The following is a 23,710-nucleotide window of genomic DNA, read 5'->3' on the forward strand; positions in this document are numbered from 1 at the left end:
GGTGAGGCGGGGGATGCGCGAATCACTCCACAGGCGGAGGCGCGCCTCGCCGCACGCCCCTACCGTTGAGGCCATGACCGAGTCGACACTCGCCGCCCCCACTCCCCGCCTGAAGCGGGCCGCCGCGCCCGACGTCGCCCGCGGGCTCGTGCTCATCGGCATCGCGCTGGCGAACGTGCCGTTCTTCCTGTTCGGCACCGAAATTGGCATCGCGCTGAAGCCCGTCTCGGACGACGCGACCGACCAGTGGACGAACGTTTTCGTCGCGATGCTGTTCGACAACCGCAGCTACCCGCTCTTCGCGCTGCTATTCGGCTACGGCATGACGCAGTTGATGACCCGCGAGTACGCGCGCGGGGCGAGCTGGGAGGACACCCGCCGCCTGCTGATCCGTCGCAACCTCTGGCTGATCGCCTTCGGCGCCGCACACGGCGTGCTGCTGTTCTTCGGCGACATTCTCGGCCCCTACGGACTGCTCGGCCTCGCCCTGGTGGTGCTCATCCGGGCCTCGGGCAGGGTGCTCGCGATCGTCGGCTGGATCTGCTTCGGGATGCTCGTTCTGATCGGCGCGCTCGAAGGGCTGAGCGGGCTGCTCGGCTCGGTCGACGGCGCGATGACGATGGGTGCGCCGTTTGGCTCGGCCGCCGCCGAGACCTTCGGCTGGGCCGTGCTGTTGCGCGCTGGCGAGTGGTTCGTGCAGATGATCGGCATGCCGTTCGGCGGTATCGGCCTGCTCGCGCCGATGATCCTGGGTATGTGGCTCGCGCGTCGCCGCGTGCTCGAAAACCCCACCCCGCACCTGCGACGTCTCGGCCTCGCCGCCGGGCTCGGCATCACCGTGTCGCTGCTCGGTGCCGTGCCGCTCGCTCTCGCTCTACTCGGTGTTGCCGACTACAGCGTGTGGGTTGAGCCGCTTGTCACGATGCTGCACGCTGGCACGGGCGCGTTCGGCGCGGTCGGCTACGTCGCCCTGATCGCGATCCTTGCCGGACGACGCGAAACCCCCGGCCCCATCGGCCGGATCTTCGTCGCCCTCGGTCAGCGCTCGCTCAGCGGCTATCTCACCCAGTCGCTCGTCTTCGTCATCGTGTTCGCGCCGTACGCTCTCGGACTCGGCGACCAGGTGGGCATCGCGGAGGCGAGTCAGATCGCCGTGATCACCTGGCTCGGCACGCTGATCGCGGCGAACGTGCTCGCGGCCATCGACAAGCCCGGCCCGGCCGAGTGGCTGCTGCGGAAGCTTGCCTACCGGCCCCGCCGCCGCGCGGTCACACCCAGCTCGGAAGCCAATACCGCCAGCTGAGCTGGTCGAGCGGCAGCGGCAGACCCATCCAGACGGGCAGGAAGAACACGCTCACGACGACGATGAGCGCACCGATGACGAGCAGCGCAACCCGCCCGCCTCGGCGCAGGATGCCGTCGGCCACCATCGCCAGCCCAATCACGAGAAATGGCACGAGCACGATCGTGTAGAAGAAGAAGGTCGTGCGCTCGGGGTAGAGCAGCCAGGGCAGCCAGCCGGCGGCGACCCCGGTGAGCACGACGGTGGCGGGGAGTGCGCCGCCGGAGAAGATCCGCAGCCGCGACCACGCGCATCCCGCCGCAATGATCAGAAGCGCGGCCCACGCCAGCCACCAGATCAGGGGATTCGGCAGCCCCGTGATGCCGACCGCGACGCCCTCGGAAACCTCGTTGTAGTGCATGTACGTGGGTCGCACGAGCAACGGCCAGAGGGCGGCGGGCGCCTCGTACGCGTGCGGAGTCGACTCTCCGACGTGGTAGCTGTACACCTCCTGCTGGTAGCGCCAGAGGGCGACGAGCGCGTTGCCTCCGTAGTTGCGACCCCAGCCGCCCGAGGTGGCGAACCAGCCGGTCCAGGTCGCAACGTAGGCGAGCGCCGCGGTCGGCACCGTGAGGAGGAAGGACACGGGGCCCTGCAGCAGCACGCCGCCCGAGAACCAGAACGGCACCCCCGCGCGGCGCCGGTCAACCGCGTCGAGCACTACACTCATGACCGCGAACGCCGCGAACAGATACAGGGCGCTCCACTTGATGGAGGCAGCCAACCCGAATGTCGCCCCGAACGCGATGAGCCACGGGCGGCGCCACAGCACCGGCCCCCAATCGTCGCGGACGCGACGCGACGGGGGATGCTCGTCGCCTGGATGCGCATCCATCGCGATGCGGGGTGCGAGCCGCCTTCCGTACTGCCCGCGGTCGAGCGTCCAGCAGATGACGGCGCCGACGACGGCGAGCGCGAGGAAGCCGTCGAGCAGCGCGACGCGGCTCATGACGATCGCGGAGCCGTCGATGGCGATCAGCCCGCCCGCGATCATGCTGAGGGTGACGTTCTTCGTGAGCAGGTGGGCGAGCAGCATCACCAGCCCGACGAGCGCGACGCCGGCGATCGCGGCCGACAGGCGCCAGCCGACCGGGTTGCCAGTGCCGAACGCGGCGAGGCCGAGCGCGATCAGCCACTTGCCGAGCGGGGGGTGGGCGACGAACGCGCCCTCCACGGCCGGGCGGGTCAGCTCGCCCGACTCGAAGCGCGGGTTCGGGTCGTCGGGCCAGCGACCCTCGTATCCGTATGCGAGCAGCGATGCGGCGTCTTTCACGTAATACGTCTCGTCGAAGACGAGGGTCTCGGGGGTGTCGAGCCCGATGAGTCGAGCGGCGGCGGCCACGCCGAGGATCGCGGCGGGGACGCCGATGCGCACGGCCCGCGGCAGTGTCGTCGCCGCCCGGGGGCCTGAAGCGGTCGGCGTCTGCACGGTCACGCGCTCATGCTAGCCGCGGGTTTCCCGCTGCCCGCCGCGGCCTGCGGCAGCCTCGCGTGCCAGAGTGGAGCTGTGATCGTGCTCGCCGCTACCCCCATCGGCAACCTCGGCGACGCCAGCCGCCGCCTCATCGAGGTGCTCGAGGCGGCGCCGGTCGTCGCGGCCGAAGACACGCGCACCGCCGCGCATCTGCTGCGTGCCCTCGGGGTCGAGAACCGCCCGAAGCTCGTCGCGCTGCACGAGCACAACGAACGCGCGGCATCCGCCGAACTCGTCGAGGCGGCGCGCGACGCCGACCTCGTGGTGCTGACCGACGCCGGGATGCCCGGCATCAGCGATCCCGGATACGTTCTCGTCGAGGCGGCCATCGCCGCGGGTGTCGACGTGACCGCGATCCCCGGACCGAGTGCCGTGCTCACCGCCCTCGTGCTCAGTGGGCTACCCACCGACCGCTTCGCCTTCGACGGCTTCGTTCCCCGCAAGGGCCGGGTCGCGTGGGCAAGAGGACTGTCGGGTGAGCAGCGCACCATCGTGGTGTTCGAGGCGCCGCACCGCATCGGAGCCTCGCTCGCCGACCTCGCGGTGGGTTTCGGGTCCGAGCGCCGCGCCGCCGTCTGCCGCGAGCTAACGAAGAAGTTCGAGGAGGTGGCGCGCGGCACCCTCGGCGAGTTGGCCGAGCGCTTCGCCGACGGCGCCCGGGGCGAGCTCGTCATCGTCATCGAGGGAGCGCCCGCCCTCGCCGCCGACCTGCCGAGCGCGGTCGCCGAGGTGCTGGCCCGAGCCTCGGCGGGGGAGCGCCTCAAAGCCGCTGCCGCCGATGTCGGAGCGGCAACGGGCCTCGGCACGCGCGAGCTCTACGAGGCGGCGCTCGCCGCCCGGCGGGGGTAGGCCGCTACCACTCCTCGACCTCGTCGGGGTCGCATTGGGCATCGGGACCGAAGCCATACGTGTTGCGGTTCTCCGTTGAGCGAGGCCACGGGGCGCCGTCGAAACTCACTTTCACCCCTCGGATTCCGGCCAGCACCGTCGGGTCGGCTGCCGTGTTGGTGATGAGCAGCAAGTACTCTCTGCCGCCCGGCTCAATGTGTGCACCGATCGCGTCTCGACGTGCGCTCCACGCCTGACTCATGTGCTCATCGTCCTCGATCGTGGAGACGAGAGCGGACCCCCAACCGACACCGTCTCGGCCCTCGGATGCCAGGGCGACGGTGACCGGCGCCACGTCGTAGGTGTGCAGCAACTCAACGCCCGTGATCGTGAGGGCCCGATCGGCTGTATTGCTGATTCCGACACCGAAGATGGCAGCGGTCTCGTCTTGCATGGTGTCGATGCACGCAGTCACGATTCCGTCGGAACTGTAGCCGCCGTCGACCACTAGCCCGCCACCAAGCGAGCAGCTACTCACTGCCAGCGCGCTCAATGTGAGTACGACCGGGCCGGCGGAGCAGTGTCGTCGGCGCGTCATGGTCGTGACGCTACTCCGGGCCGGGGCGTGTGTCGAGAACTACTCGCAGCTGTCGGTGAGGCGCAGACGCACCGGCGCGCTCAGCACCTGCGTGTCGGTCGTGATGTCGACCACCTCGAGCAGGGCATCTCCCCGGCCGTCGCGCCGTACCGCGAGGGCGATGTAGCCGGCGTCACCCGGCTCGAGCACGGTGCCGCCGAGGTCGGCAACGGTCGCACCCTCGGCCGCGCGATCGGCGCGGCTACCGCCGAAGATGACCGGCTCGGGGTCGCCCTCGCCGTCGAACGGCTCGAACCAGCTGTCGACGACGGTGCCGCCCGAGAGCTCCTGCGCGGTCATCGACTCGATGATGACGGGCTCGTTGCCGTTGTTGACCAGCCCGAACGACGCGCTGCCGACCTGCCCCTGGGCGACGGCGCGGCACCCCTCGAGCCCGTCGGCGAGCACCGAGCCGGGGGCGCAGCTCGCGACGAGCGCGACGCTGGCAACGATCGAGAGGAGGGCGCGCATCCGCATGTCTCGAACCTACCGAACGGCGCTGGGGGGCTTCCGCTTTGCGCCCCAGCCGAGCCCGCGCAGCCAGGCCGCGCACTCGGCCGTTCAGCACTCGGGCAGTATGCCGCGCGTGCGTGCCCCGCGCGCGCCGGGCGCGCAGCCGCCGCCCGCCTAGAATGGGGCAATCATGGCCACTGCCCCCACCTTCTCGGTCACCACCCCGATCTTCTACGTCAACGACGCGCCGCACATCGGCCACGCGTACACCGAGGTCGCGGCCGACGTGCTCGCCCGCTGGAACCGCCAGTGCGGCGTCGAGACCTGGTCGCTGACGGGCACGGACGAGCACGGCCAGAAGATCCTGCGCACGGCGGTCGCGAACGACGTCACCCCGAAGGAGTGGGCCGACAAGCTCGTCGCCGACGCGTGGATTCCGCTGCTTGAGACGATCGACATCGCGAACGACGACTTCATTCGCACCACGGAGGAGCGGCACGAGAGCGTCGTGCAGGCGTTCCTGCAAAAGCTGTACGACGACGACTTCATCTACTTCGGCGAGTACGAGGGCTACTACTGCGTCGGCTGCGAAGAGTACAAGCAGCCCGACGACCTCGCGCAGGGCACGGGCGAGTTCGAGGGCCAGTACGTCTGCCCGATTCACGGCCGCCCCGTCGAGGTGCTGAAGGAGGCCAACTACTTCTTCCGCATGAGCGCGTTCGGCGACCGCCTGCTCGAGCTGTACGAGACGCAGCCCGACTTCATCCAGCCCGACAGCCTGCGCAACGAGATCGTCTCGTTCGTGCGCCGCGGCCTCGACGACCTGTCGATCTCGCGGCAGAGCTTCGACTGGGGCGTGCGCGTTCCGTGGGACGAGAAGCACGTCTTCTACGTGTGGTTCGACGCCCTCATCAACTACATCTCGGCCCTCGGCTGGCGCGCCGATCAGCCCGGCGAACTGTTCCAGAGGTTCTGGCCCTCGAACCACATCGTCGGCAAAGACATCGCCCGCTTCCACGCCGTCATCTGGCCGGCCATGCTCATGGCCGCGGGCCTGCCGACGCCGCGCCGAGTGTTCGGGCACGGCTGGCTGCTCGTCGGCGGCGAGAAGATGTCGAAGTCGAAGCTCACCGGCATCGCTCCGGCGCAGATCACCGACGTATTCGGCTCCGACGCGTTCCGCTACTACTTCCTGCGCGCCATCTCGTTTGGCCAAGACGGTTCCTTCTCGTGGGAGGACCTCGCCGCCCGCTACCAGGCCGAACTCGCCAACGGCTTCGGCAACCTCGCCTCCCGCGTCGTCGCGATGATCGGCCGCTACTGCGACGGGCGCGTGCCCGCCGCGGGTGACCTCGATGAGGCGGATGCGCGCATCCAGCAGGTCGTCGAGTTGGCCGTCGAGCGCGCGAGCGCCGCAATGGACCGCTTCGCGATCCACGAGGCGATCACTGCGATCTGGACGATCGTCGACGAGCTGAACGGCTACCTGACCGAGCAGGAGCCGTGGAAGGTCGCGAAGGACGAGTCGAAGGTCGAGCGCCTGCACACGATCCTCGCGACCGCGGCCGAGGGGCTGCGCGCGCTGAGCGTGCTGCTCGCCCCCGTCATGCCGAAGTCGACCGCCCAGCTGTGGACGGCGCTCGGCGCCGATGCCGCGATCGGCCCGCTCGCCGAGCAGCGGATTGACCACGTCGCGAGCTGGGGCCAGCTCCCTGCCGGCGCCGACGTGTCGACGCTGCCGCCGCTGTTCCCGCGTATCGAGGCCGACCAGCTCGGGTAGCTGTACCCCCGCATCCGTCACACCCGACCCCGCGAAGCGCAACCCCCAGCGACCCCCGCGCGCCGGTCAGTAGACTCGCCAGCACGGTCGGGATGCCCGGCCGGGGAGGCGAGTACTGCATGACCGAGGCGATCGACCCGCACATCCGCAAGCGCGCGGCCATGGAGGACACGACCCGCGACCTCGCCTACCCGCCGGCCCCCGAGGCGCTCGTCGTGCCCGTGTACGACAATCACACGCACCTCGAGATTGCCGACGGCGAGAACCCGCTGCACTACCGCGAGCACCTCGACAAGGCGAGTGCGGTGGGCGTGCGCGGGGTCGTGCAGGTCGGCACCGACGTGATCACGAGCCAGTGGTCGGCGGCGGTCGCCGAGCGCGAGCCGCGCGTCTTGGCCGCGGTCGCGATCCACCCCAACGAGGCCCCGACACTGGATGCTGAGGGCACCCTCGACGACGCGCTGGCCGTCATCGACGCCCTCGCCCAGCAACCGCGTGTTGTCGCCATCGGCGAGACGGGGCTCGACTATTTCCGCACCGATGAGGGGGGACGCGAGGCGCAGCTGCGCGCGTTCGAGGCCCACATCGAGTTGGCAAAGCAGCACAACCTGGCCTTGCAGATTCACGATCGCGACGCGCACGACGACGTCGTGGCAACCCTCTTGCGGGTGGGCGCCCCCGACCGCGTGGTGTTCCACTGCTTCTCGGGCGACGTCGAGCTGGCGTCAATCTGCGCCGAGCGCGGCTGGTTCGCCTCCTTCGCCGGCACGGTGACGTTCAAGAACGCCCGCAACCTGCGCGACGCCCTCGAGGTGCTGCCGCGCGCCCTGCTGCTCGTCGAGTCGGACGCCCCGTTCCTCACCCCGCACCCGCACCGCGGGCGCCCGAACGGCCCGTACCTGCTGCCGTGGACCGTGCGCGCCATGGCCGACGCGATCGGCACCGACGCCTCGATGCTGGCGGCACAGCTGAGCTCGAACACCGAGAACGTCTACGGCCACTGGGACGATAACCCGGTGGTGGCCCCCGGCGACCCGTGGGCCGACCGGCCCGCCGATGACGCGGCCGACGCCACGCAGCACGACATTCCCGGCGACCCGCACGACTTCACCCCGTCGGCTCCTCACCCGGGCGACGGCCCGGGCAACGACTGACGTGGCAGCACTGCTCGGCCCGGCCGAGGTGCGCGACCTCGCCGAACTGTTGGGCGTTTCGCCGACGAAGAAGCTCGGTCAGAACTTCGTGCACGACGGCAACACCGTGCGCCGCATCGTGCAGGCCGCGAAGCTCACGCCGGGCGAGACGGTGCTTGAGGTTGGCCCGGGCCTCGGCTCGCTCACCCTCGGCCTGCTCGACGCGGGCCACCCGGTCGTCGCGGTCGAGATCGACCCGCGCCTCGCCACCCAGCTGCCGACCACGGTGGCCGAGCTGCAGCCGGCCGCTGAGCTCACGGTCGTGACGGCCGACGCGATGACGGTCGACGCGGCCGCGCTGTCCGCGCCCGACGGTGCCCCGATCATCCCGACCGCGCTGGTCGCGAACCTGCCGTACAACGTGAGCGTTCCGGTGCTGCTGCACCTGCTGGCCGCCCTGCCGTCGCTCGAGCGCGTACTGGTCATGGTGCAGGCAGAGGTCGGGCACCGCATCGCCGCCGCGCCCGGGTCGAAGATCTACGGCAGCCCCAGCGTGAAGGCCGCCTGGTATGGCGACTGGCGCGTCGCGGGCACGATCAGCCGCCAGGTGTTTTGGCCGGTTCCGAACGTCGACAGCGTCATCGTCGGGATGCACGGACGTCGCGTCCCCGGCGACGACCTCCTGCGCCAGCGCACTTTCCAGCTGGTCGATGCCGCGTTCGGGCAGCGGCGCAAGATGCTCAGGCAGGCGCTCGCCGAGGTGTTCGGGTCGTCCGCAGCGGCGACCGCGGCGCTCGAGGCCGCCGGGGTAGACCCGACGGCGCGCGGCGAGCAGCTCGACCTCGAGGCGTTTCTCGCCCTCGCGCGGGTCGAGTCGGCGTGAGCGCGCTCGCGCCGCAGGGCCCGGCTGCCGGGCGATCTGGCGGCGCGCCCGGCACCGGGCCGGGCGGCGGTGTGGGCGCGCCCGCGCGAGGTGCGCTCGGGTGGCTGGAGGCGCATCCCGCGCCCCCGATCGTTGCCGCGATCGCGGTGGGCTTCGCGGTCGGTGCGCTCGCGCCCGAGGCCGGCGCGGCTCCCGACGCGCTGCCCTTCGGGCTGATCGCGCTGGCGATCACGGTCACGCTCGCCGGGGTGCCGCTCGCGGCGGTCGGCCGCACCGTGCTCGACAAACGCTTCCTGTCGGCGCTCCTCCTGCTCTCGGTGGTCGTCGGTCCGCTGCTGACTCTCGTGCTCAGTCGCATCGTGTTCCGCGACCCCGACCTGCAGCTCGGCTTGCTGCTCATGCTGCTCGCGCCCGGAGTCGGCCTCATCGTCGGCGTCGTGCGTCGGGCGGGCGGCGACGCTGAGGCGCTGTTCGCCGCGGCCCCGATCATGCTGCTGGTGCAGGCCGTGACGGTTCCCGGCCTGCTGATCCTGTTCACCCTGTCTGACGGGTTTCTCGCGCTCGACGTGTCGGGACTGCCGCCGGTGATTCTCGCGACCATCATCGGTCCGGCGCTCGCGATCAGCGCCCTGCAACTCATCGGGGAGCGTGCGACCCCCGTGCAGACAGCGCTGCGCGCCGTCAACCGCTGGACGGTGCCCGCAACGGCCGTCGCCGCCGGCACCGTCGCGGCCGTCTTCACGCCGCGCGCGGCCGAGCGCATCGACCTGCTGGTCGCCGTCGCCCCGCTGTTCGGTGTCTACCTGATCGTGATGACACCGCTCGGCATTCTGATCGGCACCGCCTTCAGCCTGTCGATCGGCGGGGTGCGCTCGCTCACCTTCGCCGGCGCCGCCCGCAACGGACTGCTTGTGCTGCCCATCGCGGCTGCCTTCGAGGAGGGCTTCGAGCTTGTACCGCTCGTCGTGGTGCTCGGCATGGCGATCGAGGTCATCGGGCTCGGCATCTACCGACTGCTCGTGCCGAGCCTCACCTCGCAGAGCCGAGGCGCGTACTCGCGCGACTGAGGCGCACCGCCGTCAGCAGTCGGCGACAGCGTCAGCCCTTGACCCGGCGCAGCAGCGTCAGCACCTCGACGTGCGCCGTCTGCGGAAACATGTCGACGACTCGCGCGCGCTCGACCCGGTAGTCGGGCATCGCGGCGAGGTCGCGCGCGAGCGTGTCCGGGTTGCAGCTCGAATACACAATCGTGTCGGGCCCGCGGTCGGCGAGCAGCGTCGCCAGCGGCTCGCCGAGCCCGCGCCGCGGCGGGTTGACGACGACCAGCTCGGGCAGCTGCTTCTGCTGGCGCGCCCACTCGAGCGCGTCGTCGGCCACGAATCGGATGCGCGCCCGATCGTCGTCGCGCCCGTACCGCGCGTCGCGCGCGAGCTCCGCACTCGCCACGGCGTCGCGCGATACCTCGACCCCCACGACCTCCCGCGCAGCGCCCGGAGCGCCCGCGGCGTGCAGCGCGAACCCGCCGACCCCGCAGTACAGGTCAGCGACGCTCGCCGGGGCGACCTCGTCGACCCACGCCGCGGCCTGCCGGTACAGCGCGCCCGCGACGGCCGTGTTCGTCTGCACGAACGACTGCGGCAGCGCCCGCAGTTCGACGTCGCCCACGCGCAGCGGCAGCGCTCGGGCCTCGGTCAGCACGTGCTCCTCGTCGCCCTCGAGAACGGCCTTGTGCTCGGGCAGCAGGTTCACGGTGACGACGCGGGCGGCGGGCACGGCTGCCAGCAGGCTGGGCAGGTTGCGGCGCACCCGGGCGAGGCCATCTGCGGTGCGCGTGACGAACCGCAGCATGAGCGAATCCGCGGCGCCGAGGGTGATGATCACGTTCTTCAGTTCGCCGCGGCGGGCCGGCACGTCGTACGGGGTGAGCTGCGCGGTCGTGACGAACGTGGCGATGGCGGGCAAAGCATCCAGAATCGGGTCGGCGATCACGCCGCAGCGCCGCAGGTCGACCCCCTGGCGGCGGTCGTCGAGGATTCCGAGCGTGGGGGAGTCGACCGTGCCGCCGACCACCATCTTCGCCTTCGCGCGGAAGCCGCTCTCGACACTCGCGACCGGCGGGCCCCACACCGAGTCCGCGGGCCCCGCCAGGTGCGCGGCGAGCAGAGCCTCGACCCTGGCCTGCTTCTCGGCCAGCTGCGCATCGTACGGCACACCCATGAGCGTGCACGAGCGACAGACCCCCGCGTCGAAGTAGTCGCACTGCACGGCCTCGAGGCTACCGGCGCGACGCCGACTGTGTTTCGATGCTCGTATGGGCGATGGGGCACCGGTCAGGTCCGCCGCGGGCGGGATTAGCGATGACACGACTCTCGAGGCGACCGGGCGACGGTCCGCCGACTGGTTCGGCATGCTCGATGCGGCCGGCGCGCGCGACTGGCCCCATAAACAGATCGCCGAGCACCTCGTCTCCGCCCACGGCGTCGACGCGTGGTGGGCGCAGTCGATCACGGTCGGATACGAGCAGACGACGGGGCGGCGGCGTCCCGGCCAGCAGCAGGACGGAACCTTCGCCGCCTCGGTGAGCCGGCGCATCCCGGGTGATGGTCCGAGCGTGTACGCGCTCGTCGTGCCGCACCTTTGCGATGCGCTCGGCGAGCCGATGAGCGCGCGCCCCGAGGCGGCGAATCCTGGCGCGACGTGGGCTCCCGAGCCGATCGGCGGGGGTGCGCGTGAGCGGCTGGTGCTCAGCGTGCGGCCCGCGGCGGGCAAGTCCGCCACGGTCAGTCTCACCTGGTCGGGCATGGCCGACGACCACGCTCTGTCTACCGTCAAGGAACGACTCGCAAAGATGCTCGACACCCTGCCCTAGGGTGGAGGCATGAGCGTTGCCGCAGGCCCCCGCGTCGTCCACGCGAAGGCGCCCGGCAAGATCAATGTCTTCATGCGCGTGGGCGCTTTGCAGGAGGACGGCTACCACGATGTGGCCACCGCCTACCAGGCGGTGTCGCTCTACGAAGAGGTGGCGGCGACCGAAGCCGACGACTTCGCGGTGCGCTTCACCGGGCCCATCGACACGAGCGCGCTGCCGACCGACGGGTCGAACCTCGCCATCCGCGCGGCGCGGCTGCTGGCCCGCACCACCGACTACCGCGGGGGCGTGCACCTCGAGATCGCCAAGCACGTGCCGATCGCGGGGGGAATGGGCGGAGGCTCGGCCGACGCGGCCGCGACCCTCGTCGCTTGTGACCACCTGTGGGGTACGGGGCTCGGCCGCGACGAGCTCGGAGAGTTGGCCGCCGAACTGGGCGCCGACGTGCCCTTCGCCCTGATGGGCGGCACGGCGGTGGGCACGGGGCGCGGCGACCGACTGTCGCCCGCGCTCGCGCAGGGCACGTTCCACTGGGTGCTCGTGCTCGCCGACGGCGGGCTGTCGACGCCCGAGGTGTACGCCGAGCTCGACCGGCATCGTGAGCGCCACGTCACCGACATCGCCCCCGCGCCCGAGCAGCCGACGGTCGACATTGAGGTGCTGCAGGCCCTGCGGGCGGGCGATGCCCACCAGCTGGCCGAATACCTGCACAACGACCTGCAGGCACCCGCGCTGCACTTGCAGCCGGAGCTCGCGGCGACGCTCGAGGCGGGCGAGGTGGAGGGTGCGCTCGCGGCCCTCATCTCAGGCTCGGGGCCGACCGTGGCCTTTCTTGTCGCCGACGCCGACGCGGCGCTCGAACTGCAGGTCAGCCTGAGTGCTGGGGGTCACCGGGTGCTGCGGGCGACGGGTCCGGTGCACGGCGCTCGGGTCGTCGCGGGCTGACGCCCATCAGGCTCAGGAGGATCATTCCGCCGGCGCCGACGACGAGCGCGATGTCGGCGATGTTGCCGACGAAGAACCCGAAGTAGTCGATGAAGTCGACGATCTCGCCGCGGGCGAAGGCCGGCTCGCGGAAGAGGCGGTCGGCCAGGTGGCTGATCGCGCCGCCGAACATGGCGCCGACCGCGACCGCCCAGCGCGCGCTCGAGATGCGGGCGACGAACACCGCGAGGCCGATCACGGCAAGGGCCGCGACAATCGTCAGAATCCAGGTGTATTCACGGCCGATGCCGAACGCGGCACCCGGGTTGTAGACGAGCCGCCACTGAATCCAGTCGCCGATGACGGGAACCCCGACGCCGCGCTCGAGCGTCGTCTCGGCCCAGAACTTGGTGGCCTGGTCGAGGAGGATCAGCCCCGCGGCCCACACCAGCGTCCACGGCAACACGCGGCGGATACGCGCCGTCTCGTGCGGCTGCAGCGGACCCGTGGGCTCGACAGTGCCGGTCGCGGACTCGGGGGCGTCGTTGACGGCGTCGTGGTGCGGGGTGGCGTCGGGCGCTGCGCCCTCGTGGGCGGCGGGCGCGTGCTCGGCGTCAGACATGCCTCCCATTCTGCCGCGTCTAGGCTCGACGTAATGGCCCACCTCCTGGGAGCCGAGCAGCTCCGCGTCGAATACCCCACCCGCGTCGTCCTCGACGGGGTCACCGTCGGCATCGGCGACGGCGACCGCATTGGCGTCGTCGGCCGCAACGGCGACGGCAAGTCGACGCTGTTGCGCATCCTCGCCGGCAAGCAAGAGCCCGACGCCGGCCGCGTCACCCGCCGCCGCGGCGTGACCCTCGGCATGCTCGATCAGGCCGACGCCCTCGCGACCGGCCAGACGGTGCTCACCACGATCGTCGGCGACCGCGCCGAGCACGAATGGGCGGGGGATGCTCGTGTGCGCGACGTTCTCGCCGGTCTCGTCCCCGACATCCCCGGCGACACGCTCGTCGACGACCTGTCGGGCGGCCAGCGCCGACGGGTGGCGCTCGCCGCGCTGCTCAGTCGCGACTGGGACATCGTCATCCTCGACGAGCCCACCAACCACCTCGACATCGGCGGAGTCGCCTGGCTCGCCGAGCATCTGAAGCGCCGCTGGCCGCGCGGCCAGGGAGCCCTCGTGGTCGTCACCCACGACCGGTGGTTCCTCGACGAGGTGAGCGAGAACACGTGGGAGGTGCACGACCGCATCGTCGAGCCCTTCGAGGGTGGTTACGCCGCTTACGTGCTGCAGCGCATGGAGCGCGACCGCCAGGCCGCGACCATCGAGGCGAAGCGCCAGAACCTCATGAAGAAGGAGCTCGCGTGGCTGCGCCGCGGAGCTCCCGCCCGCACCGCGAAGCCCAAGTTCCGCATCGAGGCGGCCAATGCGCTCATCGCCGACGTGCCCGAACTGCGCAACCCGGTCGAGTTGACGCAGCTCGCGACGACGCGACTCGGCAAAGACGTGATCGACCTGCTCGACGTGTCGGTCGCGTACGGCGATGCCACGATCATCCGTGATGTGGAGTGGCGCATCGCGCCCGGCGAGCGCACCGGCATCCTCGGCGTGAACGGGGCCGGCAAGTCGACGTTGCTGAAGCTGATTGACGGCTCGCTCGCGCCCACCACGGGGCGGGTGAAGCGCGGCAAGACCGTGGTCGTGGCGACCCTCGATCAGCAGCTCGCCGACCTCAGCGCGGTGGCCGACGAGCGGGTGTCGGCCGTCATTGCGTCGAAGCGCACGACCTACGTCGCCGGAGGCAAAGAGCTCACGCCCGGCCAGCTGCTCGAGCGGCTCGGCTTCACCTCGGCGCAGCTGTCGACGCCCGTGCGCGACCTGTCTGGCGGGCAGAAGAGGCGCCTGCAACTGCTCATGATCCTGCTCGACGAGCCGAACGTGCTCATCATGGACGAGCCCACGAACGACCTCGACACCGACATGCTCGCCGCGATCGAAGACCTGCTCGACACGTGGCCCGGAACTCTCATCGTGGTGTCGCACGACCGCTACCTGCTCGAGCGGGTCACCGACCAGCAGTACGCGATCCTGCCCGGGCCCGATGGCGCGGGGCGTCTGCGACACCTGCCCGGGGGAGTCGATGAGTACCTGCGGCTTGCCGCGCGACTTGCGGCTCCGAGCGGTGGTCAGGATGCGGGGCGCGCGACGGTCGCGTCGGTGTCGGGCGCTTCTGGTGGCGGTAGTGGCGCCGGCGGCGCCGGCTTTGGTGCTGGTTCTGGCGCGGGTGCGGGTTCCGCGTCTACGGGGGCGAGCGCCTCTGGGGCGGGGGCGTCCGAGACCGGGGCGAGCGCAGCATCCACGCCGGCGCTTGGCGGGGCCGAGCGCCGCGCCGCCGAGAAGGAGCTCGCGGCAATTGACCGCAAGCTTGCCAAACTGCAGGGTCGCATCGACGAGCTGCACGTCGAACTGGCCGAGCACGACGTCGCCGACTACGAGGGTCTCGGCAGGCTGCACGACGCGCTGCGCGAGGTCGAGGCCGAGCGCGACGAGCTCGAGACGCGCTGGCTCGAGCTGGGCGAGTTGCTCGGCTGAGCCGCGTCCCGTCCCGCCCCGCCCGTCCCGCCCCGCTCCGCCCCGCCCCGCGCGCCGACGCGTCCCGTCCCGCGCGACGTGCCCTGGGTCCGAACTCGCGCGGGTTCGCGCAACTCGTGCCGTCACACACCTGCACGGGTTGCGCAAACCCGCACGCGTTCACGAACCCGGCTCCCCGACACAAGTTTTCGCCGAGCCACGGCTCGGCCAACCCGTGTTTTGGCGCGAATCCGTGTTTCGGCGGTGCGCTCCCGCTGGGCGCGGCGGCGTGGTTGTGCGGCGGGGCGCCCGAGCCCTAGCGCGTCATCCCGATGAGCAGGTTCACGCGGAAGCCCGCCTTGGTGCGCACGAGACCGACGGGGATGCGCGGTTTGTCGCCACGATCATCCAGGCGGCGCACCGCCTCGTCGTAGACGCCCTCGAATCCGCGCGGCACGCGTCCGACGACGCCGGTCACGCTGCGCCCCGAGAAGAGGCGCACCTCGATCGGCGCGTCGACGCGCTCGAGGTCGAGGGTGCGCGCCGGCGTCGCAGTGACGAGCGAGGCGAGGTCGTCGCCGACCTCGCTCCACAGCGTCGCCAGTAGCTCCTGGTGCGGGTCGCTCGCCGCGAGTCGCATCGTCAGCTCGCGCTTCTTCGGCACCAGGTTGTAGTCGTAGTCGTCGAACGTCGCGGCCCCGCGGTCGGTTTTCGGCAGGTCGCCGTCAGGGTGGGATGCTCGCCGCCAGAACGCCATATCGCGATGCTACCGAGGGCGGCTGGCTCGCCCGCCGCGCCCTGCGTCGCGCGACGTGTGCCCCGGGGGCCTGCCGCTGCACGAGTGCCGCTCGCGGGGCGGCGCGGCTCGGGCTCAGACGGTCGCGATGAGTGACGACACGGCGTCGAGCGCGCCGGGGCTGAGGCGGTAGTACGCCCAGGTGCCGCGCTTCTCGCGCTCGAGGTAGCCGGCGTCGACGAGCACCTTCAGGTGGTGCGAGACGGTGGGTTGCGACAGTCCGAGTGGCTCGGTGAGGTCGCACACGCACGCCTCGGCGCCCTCGCTCGCGGCCACGATCGAGATGAGACGCAGTCGCGCCGGATCGGCAAGGGCCTTCAGTGAGCGGGCGAGCAACTCGGCGTTCTCGGCGCTAATGGTTTCGCGGGTCACGTTCGTGCAGCACGCCGAGACATCGGTGATGGGAAGCATCGTGGCGCTCGGCATGGGGACTCTCCTCCGACGGTTTTGTCGCGTGGTGCGGCGCCGTTCACTCGCCGTTCACCCTGACCGGTTGAGATTGACAGCGGTCGATGTTTCGACTGTACTCGACGTATCGATCCGCGTCGATGTTAACCCGGCCACGAGCATCCAGGAGTCCCTCCCCATGACCGACACCGCCGCCGAGAAGCCCACCGTTCTCTTCGTCTGCGTGCACAACGCGGGCCGCTCGCAGATGGCCGCCGGCTACCTCAAGCACCTGGCGGGTGATCGCGTCGAGGTGCTGTCGGCCGGCTCCGAGCCGAAAGATCAGATCAACCCGGTCGCCGTTGAGGCAATGGCCGAAGAGGGCATCGACATCGCGAACAACACCCCGAAGGTGCTGACGACTGAGGCGGTCAAGGCCTCCGACGTCGTCATCACGATGGGCTGCGGTGACACCTGCCCGATCTTCCCCGGCAAGCGCTACGAAGACTGGGAGCTCGATGACCCGGCCGGGCAGGGCATCGACGCGGTGCGCCCGATCCGAGACGACATCAAGCGGCGCATCGAAACCCTCGTCCGCGAGCTGCTTCCGACGGCGTAACGCGCCCCGCGCATCCCGGCCGCCCCCTATCCTGAAGGCGTGACCGACCCGCTCGACGCCGCCAGCCTCATCGCCGAGGTGTTCGCGTGGGTGGCGCTGCCGACGGGCGTGCTCTTCCTCGTGATCGGCATCGCCCGGCGGGTCTGGGCGTCGCGCTACGAGCAGCAGAAGGCCGTCATCACGACCGTGCACGAGAGCGACGCCCGGTTGCGCTGGTTCGGCGAGGGGCGCGAGGTCATCGAGGCAATCGCGCCGCTCACGGGGTCGATCCCCGCCGTCGGGGATGCCCGCACCGTCTGGGTGCATCCCCTGAAGCCCGATTCGCCCCGCCTCGACGACCCGGCGACCGACGGGCGCGCGATGCTCATCGTCGGCGGCATCGCCTTCGCGGTCGGGATGCTCGGCCTCATCGCCGGCATCGTCATCCCGTTCATCCAGGGCTGATTTTTCGCAACGGGCCGCGCCCCGCAGAGCCAGCCCCGTGCATCCCGTTCGGGCTTATGCCCCGCCCTGCACGCCGACGCCGAGGCGACGCAGCAGTTCGGCCAGTCGCTGCTGGTCGACCTGACTGAGCCCGCTCAGCAGCGCCCGTTCGCGCTCAACGAGTTCGCCGATGGCGCGGTCGACGCGGGCCTGCCCGAGGCTCGTCATGCGCACGATGATGCCGCGACCGTCGTTGGGGTCGGTGTGGCGCTCGACGAGGCCGCGGGTCGTGAGGCGGTCGATGCGGTTCGTCATCGTGCCGGACGACACCATGGTCTGCTGCAACAGCTGTTTGGGGCTCTGCTCGTAGGGGTCACCGCTGCGGCGGAGGGCCGCGAGAACGTCGAACTCCCACGGCTCGAGGTCGGAGGCGGCGAACGCGTCCTTCCGAGCGCGGTCGAGCTGCCGGCCGATGCGCGTCAGGCGTGACAGCACATGAAGGGGAGTGAAGTCGAGGTCGGGCCGCTCACGGCTCCACGCGTCGACGATGCGGTCGACGTCATCCGGGGCGGTCATGCGTTCATTATCGCGGGCGGCAGATGAGCGGATGCCCGGGCTCGCGCGGGGCGCGTCGGTTAACCTCGTGCGCGGGCGCCGGGCCGGATGCTCGCCTCGCCTCTGGCAGACTGGTCACCGCGCGTGTGCGACGCGCGATCCGCCTTGGTGTAACGGCAGCACGACGGCCTTTGGAGCCGTTAGGTCCAGGTTCGAATCCTGGGGGCGGAGCTTCTCGCCACCGGCGTTCCCTGCAGGGTGACGCGACCCCGGCTCCGCCCTTCGCGCATGCGCCGCAACACCCGGCGTGCGTCACGTGTATGGCGCGGGCGTTGTGAGATCGCGACCAGGGAACGGGCGCTGAACTCACCCATTCGCTAGTCGGCCAGTGTTGCTAGCATTGCTAGCAGGAGGTGTCATGGCCACTCTCACCATTCGTAACCTTCCCGAGCCGGTTCGCCGCGGCCTCAAGCAGCGTGCTGCCGCGCACAATCGATCGATGGAGGCCGAGGTGCGCGCGATCCTCGAAGAGGCAACCGTTCAGCGCCCCGATTTCGTCAACCACTGGGTCGCCGCGACGGAGAGTCTGAGAGGCGAATTCTCTGTGCCCGAGCGCAGTGCACCACGGCCCGTTGAGTTGCCGTGATCGTTGTTGACACGAACGTTTTCTCCGAGACGCTGAAGTCCTCCCCCGACGAGGGAGTGATGCGCTGGTTGGCGAGTCACGCCGATGAGGTTGCCACCACAGCAATCACGGTGGCCGAACTCAGGTTTGGCGCTTTTCGTTTGCCAGAGGGTCAACGCAGGTCGGCGATTCTCGCTGCTGTTGACGCATTGGTTGACGCAGCTGGCGAGCGGGTTCTGGCATTCGACGTCGCGGCGGCACACCACTTCGCCGTCCTCCGAGCACAGCGAGAGGCTGCCGGTCGAATCATCAGTGTCGAGGACACGATGATTGCCGCGATCTGCCGGGCGGGTTCTCACCGCCTCGCGACCCGGAACGTGAGGGACTTCGATGATGCGGGGGTCGATCTCGTCAACCCGTGGGAGGCAGTTATCCCGTGATTCTCCGCTCGCCTACCTCCGACGACATGTCGCTCGCACCGGCCTGGCTGCGTGAGCGCCGTATGCTGCCCGACCGCTGGCGTGACGAGCACACCCGCACGCTCATCGCAGAAGACAGGGCGGGGGAGTCGATCGGTGCGGGGGCAATGTGGACCTCTCGCGTGCATCCCGATCGGTACAGTGTCGACCTCGTTGTCGCGCCCGGCCATCGGCGTGCGGGCATCGCAACCGCTTTGCTTGCGGCGCTCGCCGACCTTCAGCCTGCGCCCAAACCCTTCATCTGGGGAGCCGCGGAGAACGATCCTGCGCACGAATTCGTGGCGACTCTTGACGCACGCACCATCCAGCGATCGCCACTCAACACGTTTCACACGTCGCGCGCCGTGCGTCTGAGGCCCCACGACGATGTTGCACCGGCGGCCGCAGTCTCGCGTGTCGCTCTCGAGCAGGCGTGGGCCGACATGTACGAGTGGACCCACGCCGACTGGCATCCGATGGGGCCGGATGCACGGGGTGCGTTAGTTGAGGACCTGTGGGACGAGATCGACCCCCACCTCTCGTCGATCGCCATTTCGGCAACCGGAGCAATCGACGCCGTGCTGCTCGTCTTCATCGATGGCGGTCGGCCGGTCGTCGCGGGCGAGACGGTTTCGCGTGACACCACGGCCGGTACGCGCCTGCTCGAGGGCTCCGTCCGCCGCACGTTCGACCAGTTGGCCGAGAGGTGGGTCGCCGAAACGCTGCTCGACGCCCACGAGACTGATCCCCACTTCGCGCCACTGTTCGAAGCTTTGGGGCCGGTCACGCGTTGGCACCGCATCGTCGAGTTCCGCCCCTGACGTTCCCCACGCCTACATCGTGCGCCTACGAACGACCTACGGCAGAATGACTCCAGCGGTTCGACGGCGCCCGCACAACGGGGCCGCGCGCACCGCTGAGCCCGTCCGGGCCCTGCGCGCCCCACCCGTGGCGCCGCATCCCGGCTAGCCCCAGGAGCCGCCGTGAGCATCCCCGTCGCCCTCGCCACCCCGCTGGCTGAGCGCACCTACATCTCGGTTCTCGACCTGTTTCGGGTCGGCATCGGACCCTCCAGCTCGCACACGGTCGGCCCGCTGCGCGCTGCCCGCGCCTTCGTCGATGCGCTCGCCGCCAGCGGCCAGCTCGCCGCGGTCGCACGCGTCGAGTGCGTGCTGTTCGGCTCGCTCGGCTCCACGGGCGTCGGCCACGGAACCCCCGGAGCCGTGCTCGCCGGCCTCGCCGGCTGCGACGTCGAGACGGTCACCCGCGACGACGTGGCGCGCGTGACCGCCGACGCCGACAACGGGATGCTCGCCCTGCGCGCCACCCACCCCGTCGCCTTCGCAGACGGCTGGCTCCGCTTCGCGCCGCGCGAGCTGAAGCCGCGCCACCCCAACGCCCTGACCCTCAGCGCGTTCGATGCGGATGGCGTTCCCCTCCGCGTCGACACCTACTACTCGGTGGGCGGCGGCTTCGTCGAGCACGACGGGGACGACCCGGCCGCGCTCGCCCGCGCCGCAAGCCCGCGCGTTCCCTACGCGTTCGCGACGATGGTCGAATTGCTCGCCCTGTGCCGCGAGCACGGGTTGAGCATTGCGGGGCTGGCGCGCGCGAATGAGGCGGCGATCCGTGGGGAGGCCGAGACGAGCATCCGGGTGGCGGCGATCGCGGAGGCGATGAACGCCTGCATCGACGCCGGCCTCACCGAGTCGGGCACGCTGCCCGGCAGCCTCCACGTGACGCGCCGAGCCGCCGCCATGGCGGCGCGACTGCGCGACCTCGATGCCGCGCCGACTCGCGACACGAGCCTCGAGTGGCTTCAGGCGTACGCGATCGCAGTCAACGAGGAGAACGCCGCTGGCGGACGGGTCGTCACGGCGCCGACGAACGGGGCGGCGGGCATCATCCCGGCGGTGATGCGGCACGCGCTCGACGTGATTCCGTCGACCGCGGCAGACCCCGCCCGCGCGCAGGAGGAGTTCCTGCTCGTCGCCGGCGCGATCGGCGCCCTCATCAAGTCGAACGCTTCCATCTCGGGAGCCGAAGCGGGCTGCCAGGGGGAGGTCGGCTCCGCCGCGTCGATGGCGGCGGCCGGCTTCGCGCACCTGCTCGGCGGCAGTAACGAGCAGGTCGAGAACGCGGCCGAAATCGCGATGGAGCACTCGCTCGGCCTCACCTGCGACCCGGTCGCCGGCCTCGTGCAGCTGCCCTGCATCGAACGCAACGCGATCGGCGCCGGGAAGGCGGTCGCCGCCGCGCGCCTCGCGATGAACGGTGACGGCACGCACCTGATCAGCTTCGACACGGTCGTCGAAACCATGCGGCAGACCGGCCTCGACATGTCGAGCAAGTACAAGGAGACGTCCGAGGGCGGGCTCGCCGTCAACGTCGTGGAGTGTTAGCACCGCTGACAGAATGGTCGGCATGACCGACCAGCGCCTCGCCGTCATCGTGCTCGCCGCCGGAGCCGGAACCCGCATGAAGTCGCGCACCCCGAAAGTGCTGCACCGCATCGCCGGAACCCCGCTCATCGGCCACGTGCTGGCCACCGCCCAGGCGCTCGAGCCCGCGCACATCGTCGCCGTCGTGCGGCACGAGCGCGAGAAGGTCGCCGCGGCCATCACCGAACTCGCCCCCGAGGCCGTCATCGTCGATCAGGATGACGTCCCCGGCACCGGGCGCGCCGCCGAGGTCGCCCTCGACGCGCTTCCCGACGGCTTCGACGGCGACGTGCTCATCGTCTCGGGCGACGTGCCGCTGCTCGACGCCGACACCCTCGCCGAGCTGGTCGTCGCCCACCGCGACGCAGCGGCCGCCGCGACCGTCTTGAGTGCGCACCTCGACGACGCGACCGGGTACGGGCGCGTGATCCGTGCATCCGACGGCGCCCTCGACCGCATCGTCGAGCACAAAGACGCGACCGACGCAGAACGCGCCGTCACCGAGATCAACTCGGGCACGTACGTCGTGAACGCGGATGCTCTGCGCCGCTCGCTCGCGCACGTCACCACCGACAACGCCCAGGCCGAGAAGTACCTCACCGACGTCATCGGCGTGCTGCGCGGCGAGGGCGCGAGGGTTGCCGCGATCCCCGTCGCGGAGGCGTGGCTTGTCGGCGGCGTCAACGACCGCGTGCAGCTCGCCGAGGCGGCCGCCCGCCTGAATGCCCTCATCGTGCGCGGCTGGCAGATGGCCGGGGTCACGGTGCACGATCCGGCCACCACGTGGATCGAGCGCGGCGTCGTACTCGAGCCCGACGCCGAGGTGCTGCCCAACGTGCAGCTGCGTGGCGCGACCGTCGTGCGGTCCGGCGCCGTCCTCGGGCCCGACTCGACCCTCACCGACGTCGAGGTCGGGGCGGATGCGCGGGTCGCGCGCACCGACGCAACCAGCGCGGTGATCGGAGCGCGCGCATCCGTGGGGCCGTTCGCCTTCCTGCGCCCCGGGACCGTCGTCGGCGATGACGGCAAGATCGGCACCTTCGTGGAGACGAAGAACGCCGTGCTCGGCACGGGCAGCAAGGTGCCGCACCTGTCGTACATCGGCGACACGACGGTTGGCGAGGGGTCGAACATCGGCGCTGGCACGATCACCGCCAACTACGACGGCGTCAACAAGCACAAGACCGTGGTCGGTTCCCACGTGCGCACCGGCTCGCACAACGTGTTTGTCGCCCCCGTTAGGATTGGCGACGGAGCGTACACGGGAGCCGGAACGGTCGTCAGAAAAGACGTCTCGCCCGGCGCATTGGCCGTCACCGCCGCGCCGCAGCGAACCGTCGACAGGTGGGTCGCAGCGAACCGACCGGGAACGGCGGCGGCCGACGCGGCAGCGGCGGCCCAGCGCGACGAGACCGGCGAGAAGTAACAACGTCGCAGCGGCGGCAGAAGGCGAGCACGGCGTGGCCAGCATCAAGATCACCGGTCAGAAGAAGCTGGTTCTCGTTACGGGGCGTGCGCATCCGCAGCTCGCCCATGACATCGCGACCGCCCTCGAAACCGACGTCGTCCCTACCGACGCGCGCACCTTCGCCAACGGCGAGATCTATGCGCGCTACGGCGAGAGCGTGCGCGGGTGCGACGCCTTTGTGATCCAGTCGCACGCGAACCCCATCAATGAGGCGCTCATGGAGCAGCTCATCATGGTGGATGCACTGAAGCGCGCCTCTGCGAAGCGCATCACGGTTGTCGCCCCCTTCTATCCGTATTCGCGCCAGGACAAGAAGGGGCGTGGGCGCGAGCCCATCTCGGCTCGCCTGGTCGCCGACCTCTTCAAGGCCGCCGGCGCCGACCGCATCATGAGCGTCGACCTGCACGCGGCTCAGATCCAGGGGTTCTTCGACGGGCCCGTCGACCACCTGTTCGCCATGCCCGTGCTGCTCGAGCACTTCCGCGCCCAGCTTGACCCCGAGACCCTCACCGTCGTCTCTCCCGACATGGGCCGCGTGCGGGTCGCCGACATCTGGAGCGACAAGCTCGGGGCGCCGCTCGCGATCATCCACAAGCGCCGCGACCCGCTCGTGCCCAACCAGGTGTCGGTGCACGAGATCGTCGGTGACGTCGAGGGCCGCGTGTGCTTGCTCGTCGACGACATGATCGACACCGGTCGCACGATCGTAAAGGCCGCGGAGGCGCTGAAGAAGAATGGCGCCATCGGTGTGGTGGTGGCCGCCACGCACGCGATCTTCTCGCCGCCCGCGTTCGACATCCTGCAGAGCGAATTCATCGACCGTGTCGTCGTCACCGACACCCTGCCTATCCCGGAAGACAAGCGCTGGGACCGGCTGACGGTGCTGCCGATCGCGCCACTGATCGCTCGGGCGATCCACGAGGTCTTCGACGACGGTTCGGTGACCTCGATGTTCGACGGCGCCGCCTAGGTGTACTCGGTCAGCAGGTTGGTGACACGTAGTTGAGGAGAAGGCCTTCATTCTGAGTGGTGTCTAACGC

Annotated in this window: 25 protein-coding genes and 1 tRNA gene; 18 read left to right on the forward strand and 8 right to left on the reverse strand. The window is 70.5% G+C overall.

The features are described from left to right. Positions 1-73: 73 nt before the first annotated feature. Positions 74-1,303, forward strand: coding sequence for a DUF418 domain-containing protein (locus ACK4SC_RS10485; RefSeq protein WP_409617738.1), 1,230 nt, complete (start codon positions 74-76; stop codon positions 1,301-1,303). Here ACK4SC_RS10485 and ACK4SC_RS10490 read toward each other — a convergent pair. Continuing rightward, the gene (locus ACK4SC_RS10490; protein WP_409617740.1) at positions 1,269-2,777 is read right to left on the reverse strand and encodes a dolichyl-phosphate-mannose--protein mannosyltransferase; all 1,509 of its coding nucleotides are present in this window, start codon (positions 2,775-2,777) and stop codon (positions 1,269-1,271) included. The two genes, ACK4SC_RS10485 and ACK4SC_RS10490, sit on opposite strands and share 35 nt — an antisense overlap. 72 nt (positions 2,778-2,849) lie before the next feature. Here ACK4SC_RS10490 and rsmI point away from each other — a divergent pair, with 72 nt between their 5' ends. After that, positions 2,850-3,665: a 16S rRNA (cytidine(1402)-2'-O)-methyltransferase gene (rsmI, locus tag ACK4SC_RS10495; protein WP_409617742.1), complete on the forward strand. Its 816-nt coding sequence runs from the start codon at positions 2,850-2,852 to the stop codon at positions 3,663-3,665. 4 nt (positions 3,666-3,669) lie between these two features. On the opposite strand, the gene ACK4SC_RS10500 is transcribed toward rsmI, so the two are convergent. Then, a complete protein-coding gene (locus tag ACK4SC_RS10500) occupies positions 3,670-4,119 on the reverse strand; it encodes a hypothetical protein (protein WP_409617744.1) in 450 nt (149 codons plus the stop codon). 162 nt (positions 4,120-4,281) lie between these two features. Then, complete coding sequence (locus tag ACK4SC_RS10505; RefSeq protein WP_409617745.1) at positions 4,282-4,758, reverse strand: hypothetical protein; 477 nt, start codon at positions 4,756-4,758, stop codon at positions 4,282-4,284. A gap of 166 nt (positions 4,759-4,924) precedes the next feature. Between ACK4SC_RS10505 and metG the strand changes: the two genes are divergently transcribed. The 4 genes from metG (at position 4,925) to ACK4SC_RS10525 (ending at position 9,597) form a co-directional block, all read left to right on the forward strand. Beyond that, positions 4,925-6,514 carry a methionine--tRNA ligase gene (gene metG, locus ACK4SC_RS10510; RefSeq protein WP_409617747.1) on the forward strand — a complete coding sequence of 530 codons (1,590 nt, stop codon included), beginning with the start codon at positions 4,925-4,927 and terminating at the stop codon, positions 6,512-6,514. A gap of 119 nt (positions 6,515-6,633) precedes the next feature. Beyond that, positions 6,634-7,668: a TatD family hydrolase gene (locus ACK4SC_RS10515; protein WP_409617749.1), complete on the forward strand. Its 1,035-nt coding sequence runs from the start codon at positions 6,634-6,636 to the stop codon at positions 7,666-7,668. A gap of 1 nt (position 7,669) precedes the next feature. Next, positions 7,670-8,530: a 16S rRNA (adenine(1518)-N(6)/adenine(1519)-N(6))-dimethyltransferase RsmA gene (gene rsmA / locus ACK4SC_RS10520; RefSeq protein ID WP_409617751.1), complete on the forward strand. Its 861-nt coding sequence runs from the start codon at positions 7,670-7,672 to the stop codon at positions 8,528-8,530. Further along, a complete protein-coding gene (locus tag ACK4SC_RS10525; RefSeq protein ID WP_409617753.1) occupies positions 8,527-9,597 on the forward strand; it encodes a hypothetical protein in 1,071 nt (356 codons plus the stop codon). The genes rsmA and ACK4SC_RS10525 overlap by 4 nt, the downstream gene beginning before the upstream one ends. A gap of 31 nt (positions 9,598-9,628) precedes the next feature. On the opposite strand, the gene ACK4SC_RS10530 is transcribed toward ACK4SC_RS10525, so the two are convergent. Continuing rightward, entirely contained in the window at positions 9,629-10,795 is a 1,167-nt protein-coding gene (locus ACK4SC_RS10530; protein WP_409617754.1) for a methyltransferase domain-containing protein, read from the reverse strand. Positions 10,796-10,841: 46 nt separating this feature from the next. Here ACK4SC_RS10530 and ACK4SC_RS10535 point away from each other — a divergent pair, with 46 nt between their 5' ends. Beyond that, entirely contained in the window at positions 10,842-11,399 is a 558-nt protein-coding gene (locus ACK4SC_RS10535; RefSeq protein WP_409617756.1) for a hypothetical protein, read from the forward strand. Positions 11,400-11,408: 9 nt separating this feature from the next. Next, positions 11,409-12,344: a 4-(cytidine 5'-diphospho)-2-C-methyl-D-erythritol kinase gene (locus tag ACK4SC_RS10540; RefSeq protein ID WP_409617758.1), complete on the forward strand. Its 936-nt coding sequence runs from the start codon at positions 11,409-11,411 to the stop codon at positions 12,342-12,344. Here the strand turns inward: ACK4SC_RS10540 and ACK4SC_RS10545 are convergent. Continuing rightward, positions 12,268-12,945, reverse strand: coding sequence for a signal peptidase II (locus ACK4SC_RS10545; protein ID WP_409617760.1), 678 nt, complete (start codon positions 12,943-12,945; stop codon positions 12,268-12,270). The genes ACK4SC_RS10540 and ACK4SC_RS10545 overlap by 77 nt on opposite strands. Before the next feature lie 33 nt (positions 12,946-12,978). Between ACK4SC_RS10545 and ACK4SC_RS10550 the strand changes: the two genes are divergently transcribed. Continuing rightward, on the forward strand, positions 12,979-14,919 hold the full coding sequence (locus tag ACK4SC_RS10550; RefSeq protein ID WP_409617761.1) for an ABC-F family ATP-binding cassette domain-containing protein: 1,941 nt from the start codon (positions 12,979-12,981) through the stop codon (positions 14,917-14,919). 295 nt (positions 14,920-15,214) lie between these two features. Here ACK4SC_RS10550 and ACK4SC_RS10555 read toward each other — a convergent pair whose 3' ends face one another. Together ACK4SC_RS10555 and ACK4SC_RS10560 are read right to left on the reverse strand one after the other, a co-directional pair. Further along, positions 15,215-15,655 carry a hypothetical protein gene (locus tag ACK4SC_RS10555; RefSeq protein WP_409617763.1) on the reverse strand — a complete coding sequence of 147 codons (441 nt, stop codon included), beginning with the start codon at positions 15,653-15,655 and terminating at the stop codon, positions 15,215-15,217. A 114-nt stretch (positions 15,656-15,769) separates the two neighbouring features. Further along, a complete protein-coding gene (locus ACK4SC_RS10560) occupies positions 15,770-16,120 on the reverse strand; it encodes a metalloregulator ArsR/SmtB family transcription factor (RefSeq protein WP_409617765.1) in 351 nt (116 codons plus the stop codon). A 160-nt stretch (positions 16,121-16,280) separates the two neighbouring features. Here ACK4SC_RS10560 and ACK4SC_RS10565 point away from each other — a divergent pair, with 160 nt between their 5' ends. Both ACK4SC_RS10565 and ACK4SC_RS10570 read left to right on the forward strand, forming a co-directional pair. Continuing rightward, positions 16,281-16,700, forward strand: a complete 420-nt coding sequence (locus ACK4SC_RS10565; protein ID WP_409617767.1) for an arsenate reductase ArsC — start codon at positions 16,281-16,283, stop codon at positions 16,698-16,700. 39 nt (positions 16,701-16,739) lie between these two features. Then, a complete protein-coding gene (locus tag ACK4SC_RS10570) occupies positions 16,740-17,144 on the forward strand; it encodes a hypothetical protein (protein WP_409617769.1) in 405 nt (134 codons plus the stop codon). A 54-nt stretch (positions 17,145-17,198) separates the two neighbouring features. On the opposite strand, the gene ACK4SC_RS10575 is transcribed toward ACK4SC_RS10570, so the two are convergent. Further along, entirely contained in the window at positions 17,199-17,699 is a 501-nt protein-coding gene (locus ACK4SC_RS10575) for a MarR family winged helix-turn-helix transcriptional regulator (RefSeq protein ID WP_409617771.1), read from the reverse strand. A 138-nt stretch (positions 17,700-17,837) separates the two neighbouring features. On the opposite strand from ACK4SC_RS10575, the gene ACK4SC_RS10580 reads away from it, so the two are divergent. The 7 genes from ACK4SC_RS10580 to ACK4SC_RS10610 all read left to right on the forward strand — a co-directional run bounded on the left by ACK4SC_RS10580 (position 17,838) and on the right by ACK4SC_RS10610 (position 23,640). After that, positions 17,838-17,909: transfer RNA gene (locus ACK4SC_RS10580), tRNA-Gln, on the forward strand. Positions 17,910-18,096: 187 nt separating this feature from the next. Next, positions 18,097-18,324 (forward strand): FitA-like ribbon-helix-helix domain-containing protein, encoded by a 228-nt coding sequence (locus tag ACK4SC_RS10585; protein WP_409617773.1) that lies wholly within the window; start codon positions 18,097-18,099, stop codon positions 18,322-18,324. After that, positions 18,321-18,743: a type II toxin-antitoxin system VapC family toxin gene (locus ACK4SC_RS10590; protein WP_409617775.1), complete on the forward strand. Its 423-nt coding sequence runs from the start codon at positions 18,321-18,323 to the stop codon at positions 18,741-18,743. Before ACK4SC_RS10585 ends, ACK4SC_RS10590 begins: the two co-directional genes overlap by 4 nt. Before the next feature lie 26 nt (positions 18,744-18,769). Further along, positions 18,770-19,582 carry a GNAT family N-acetyltransferase gene (locus ACK4SC_RS10595; RefSeq protein ID WP_409617776.1) on the forward strand — a complete coding sequence of 271 codons (813 nt, stop codon included), beginning with the start codon at positions 18,770-18,772 and terminating at the stop codon, positions 19,580-19,582. A gap of 162 nt (positions 19,583-19,744) precedes the next feature. Beyond that, positions 19,745-21,163, forward strand: a complete 1,419-nt coding sequence (locus ACK4SC_RS10600) for an L-serine ammonia-lyase (protein ID WP_409617778.1) — start codon at positions 19,745-19,747, stop codon at positions 21,161-21,163. Between the two features lie 22 nt (positions 21,164-21,185). Then, positions 21,186-22,628 (forward strand): bifunctional UDP-N-acetylglucosamine diphosphorylase/glucosamine-1-phosphate N-acetyltransferase GlmU, encoded by a 1,443-nt coding sequence (gene glmU, locus ACK4SC_RS10605; RefSeq protein ID WP_409617780.1) that lies wholly within the window; start codon positions 21,186-21,188, stop codon positions 22,626-22,628. Between the two features lie 34 nt (positions 22,629-22,662). After that, positions 22,663-23,640, forward strand: a complete 978-nt coding sequence (locus ACK4SC_RS10610; protein ID WP_409617782.1) for a ribose-phosphate diphosphokinase — start codon at positions 22,663-22,665, stop codon at positions 23,638-23,640. Positions 23,641-23,710: the final 70 nt, after the last annotated feature.

Source organism: Microcella sp. (assembly GCF_046293215.1).
Taxonomy (GTDB): Bacteria; Actinomycetota; Actinomycetes; order Actinomycetales; family Microbacteriaceae; genus Microcella.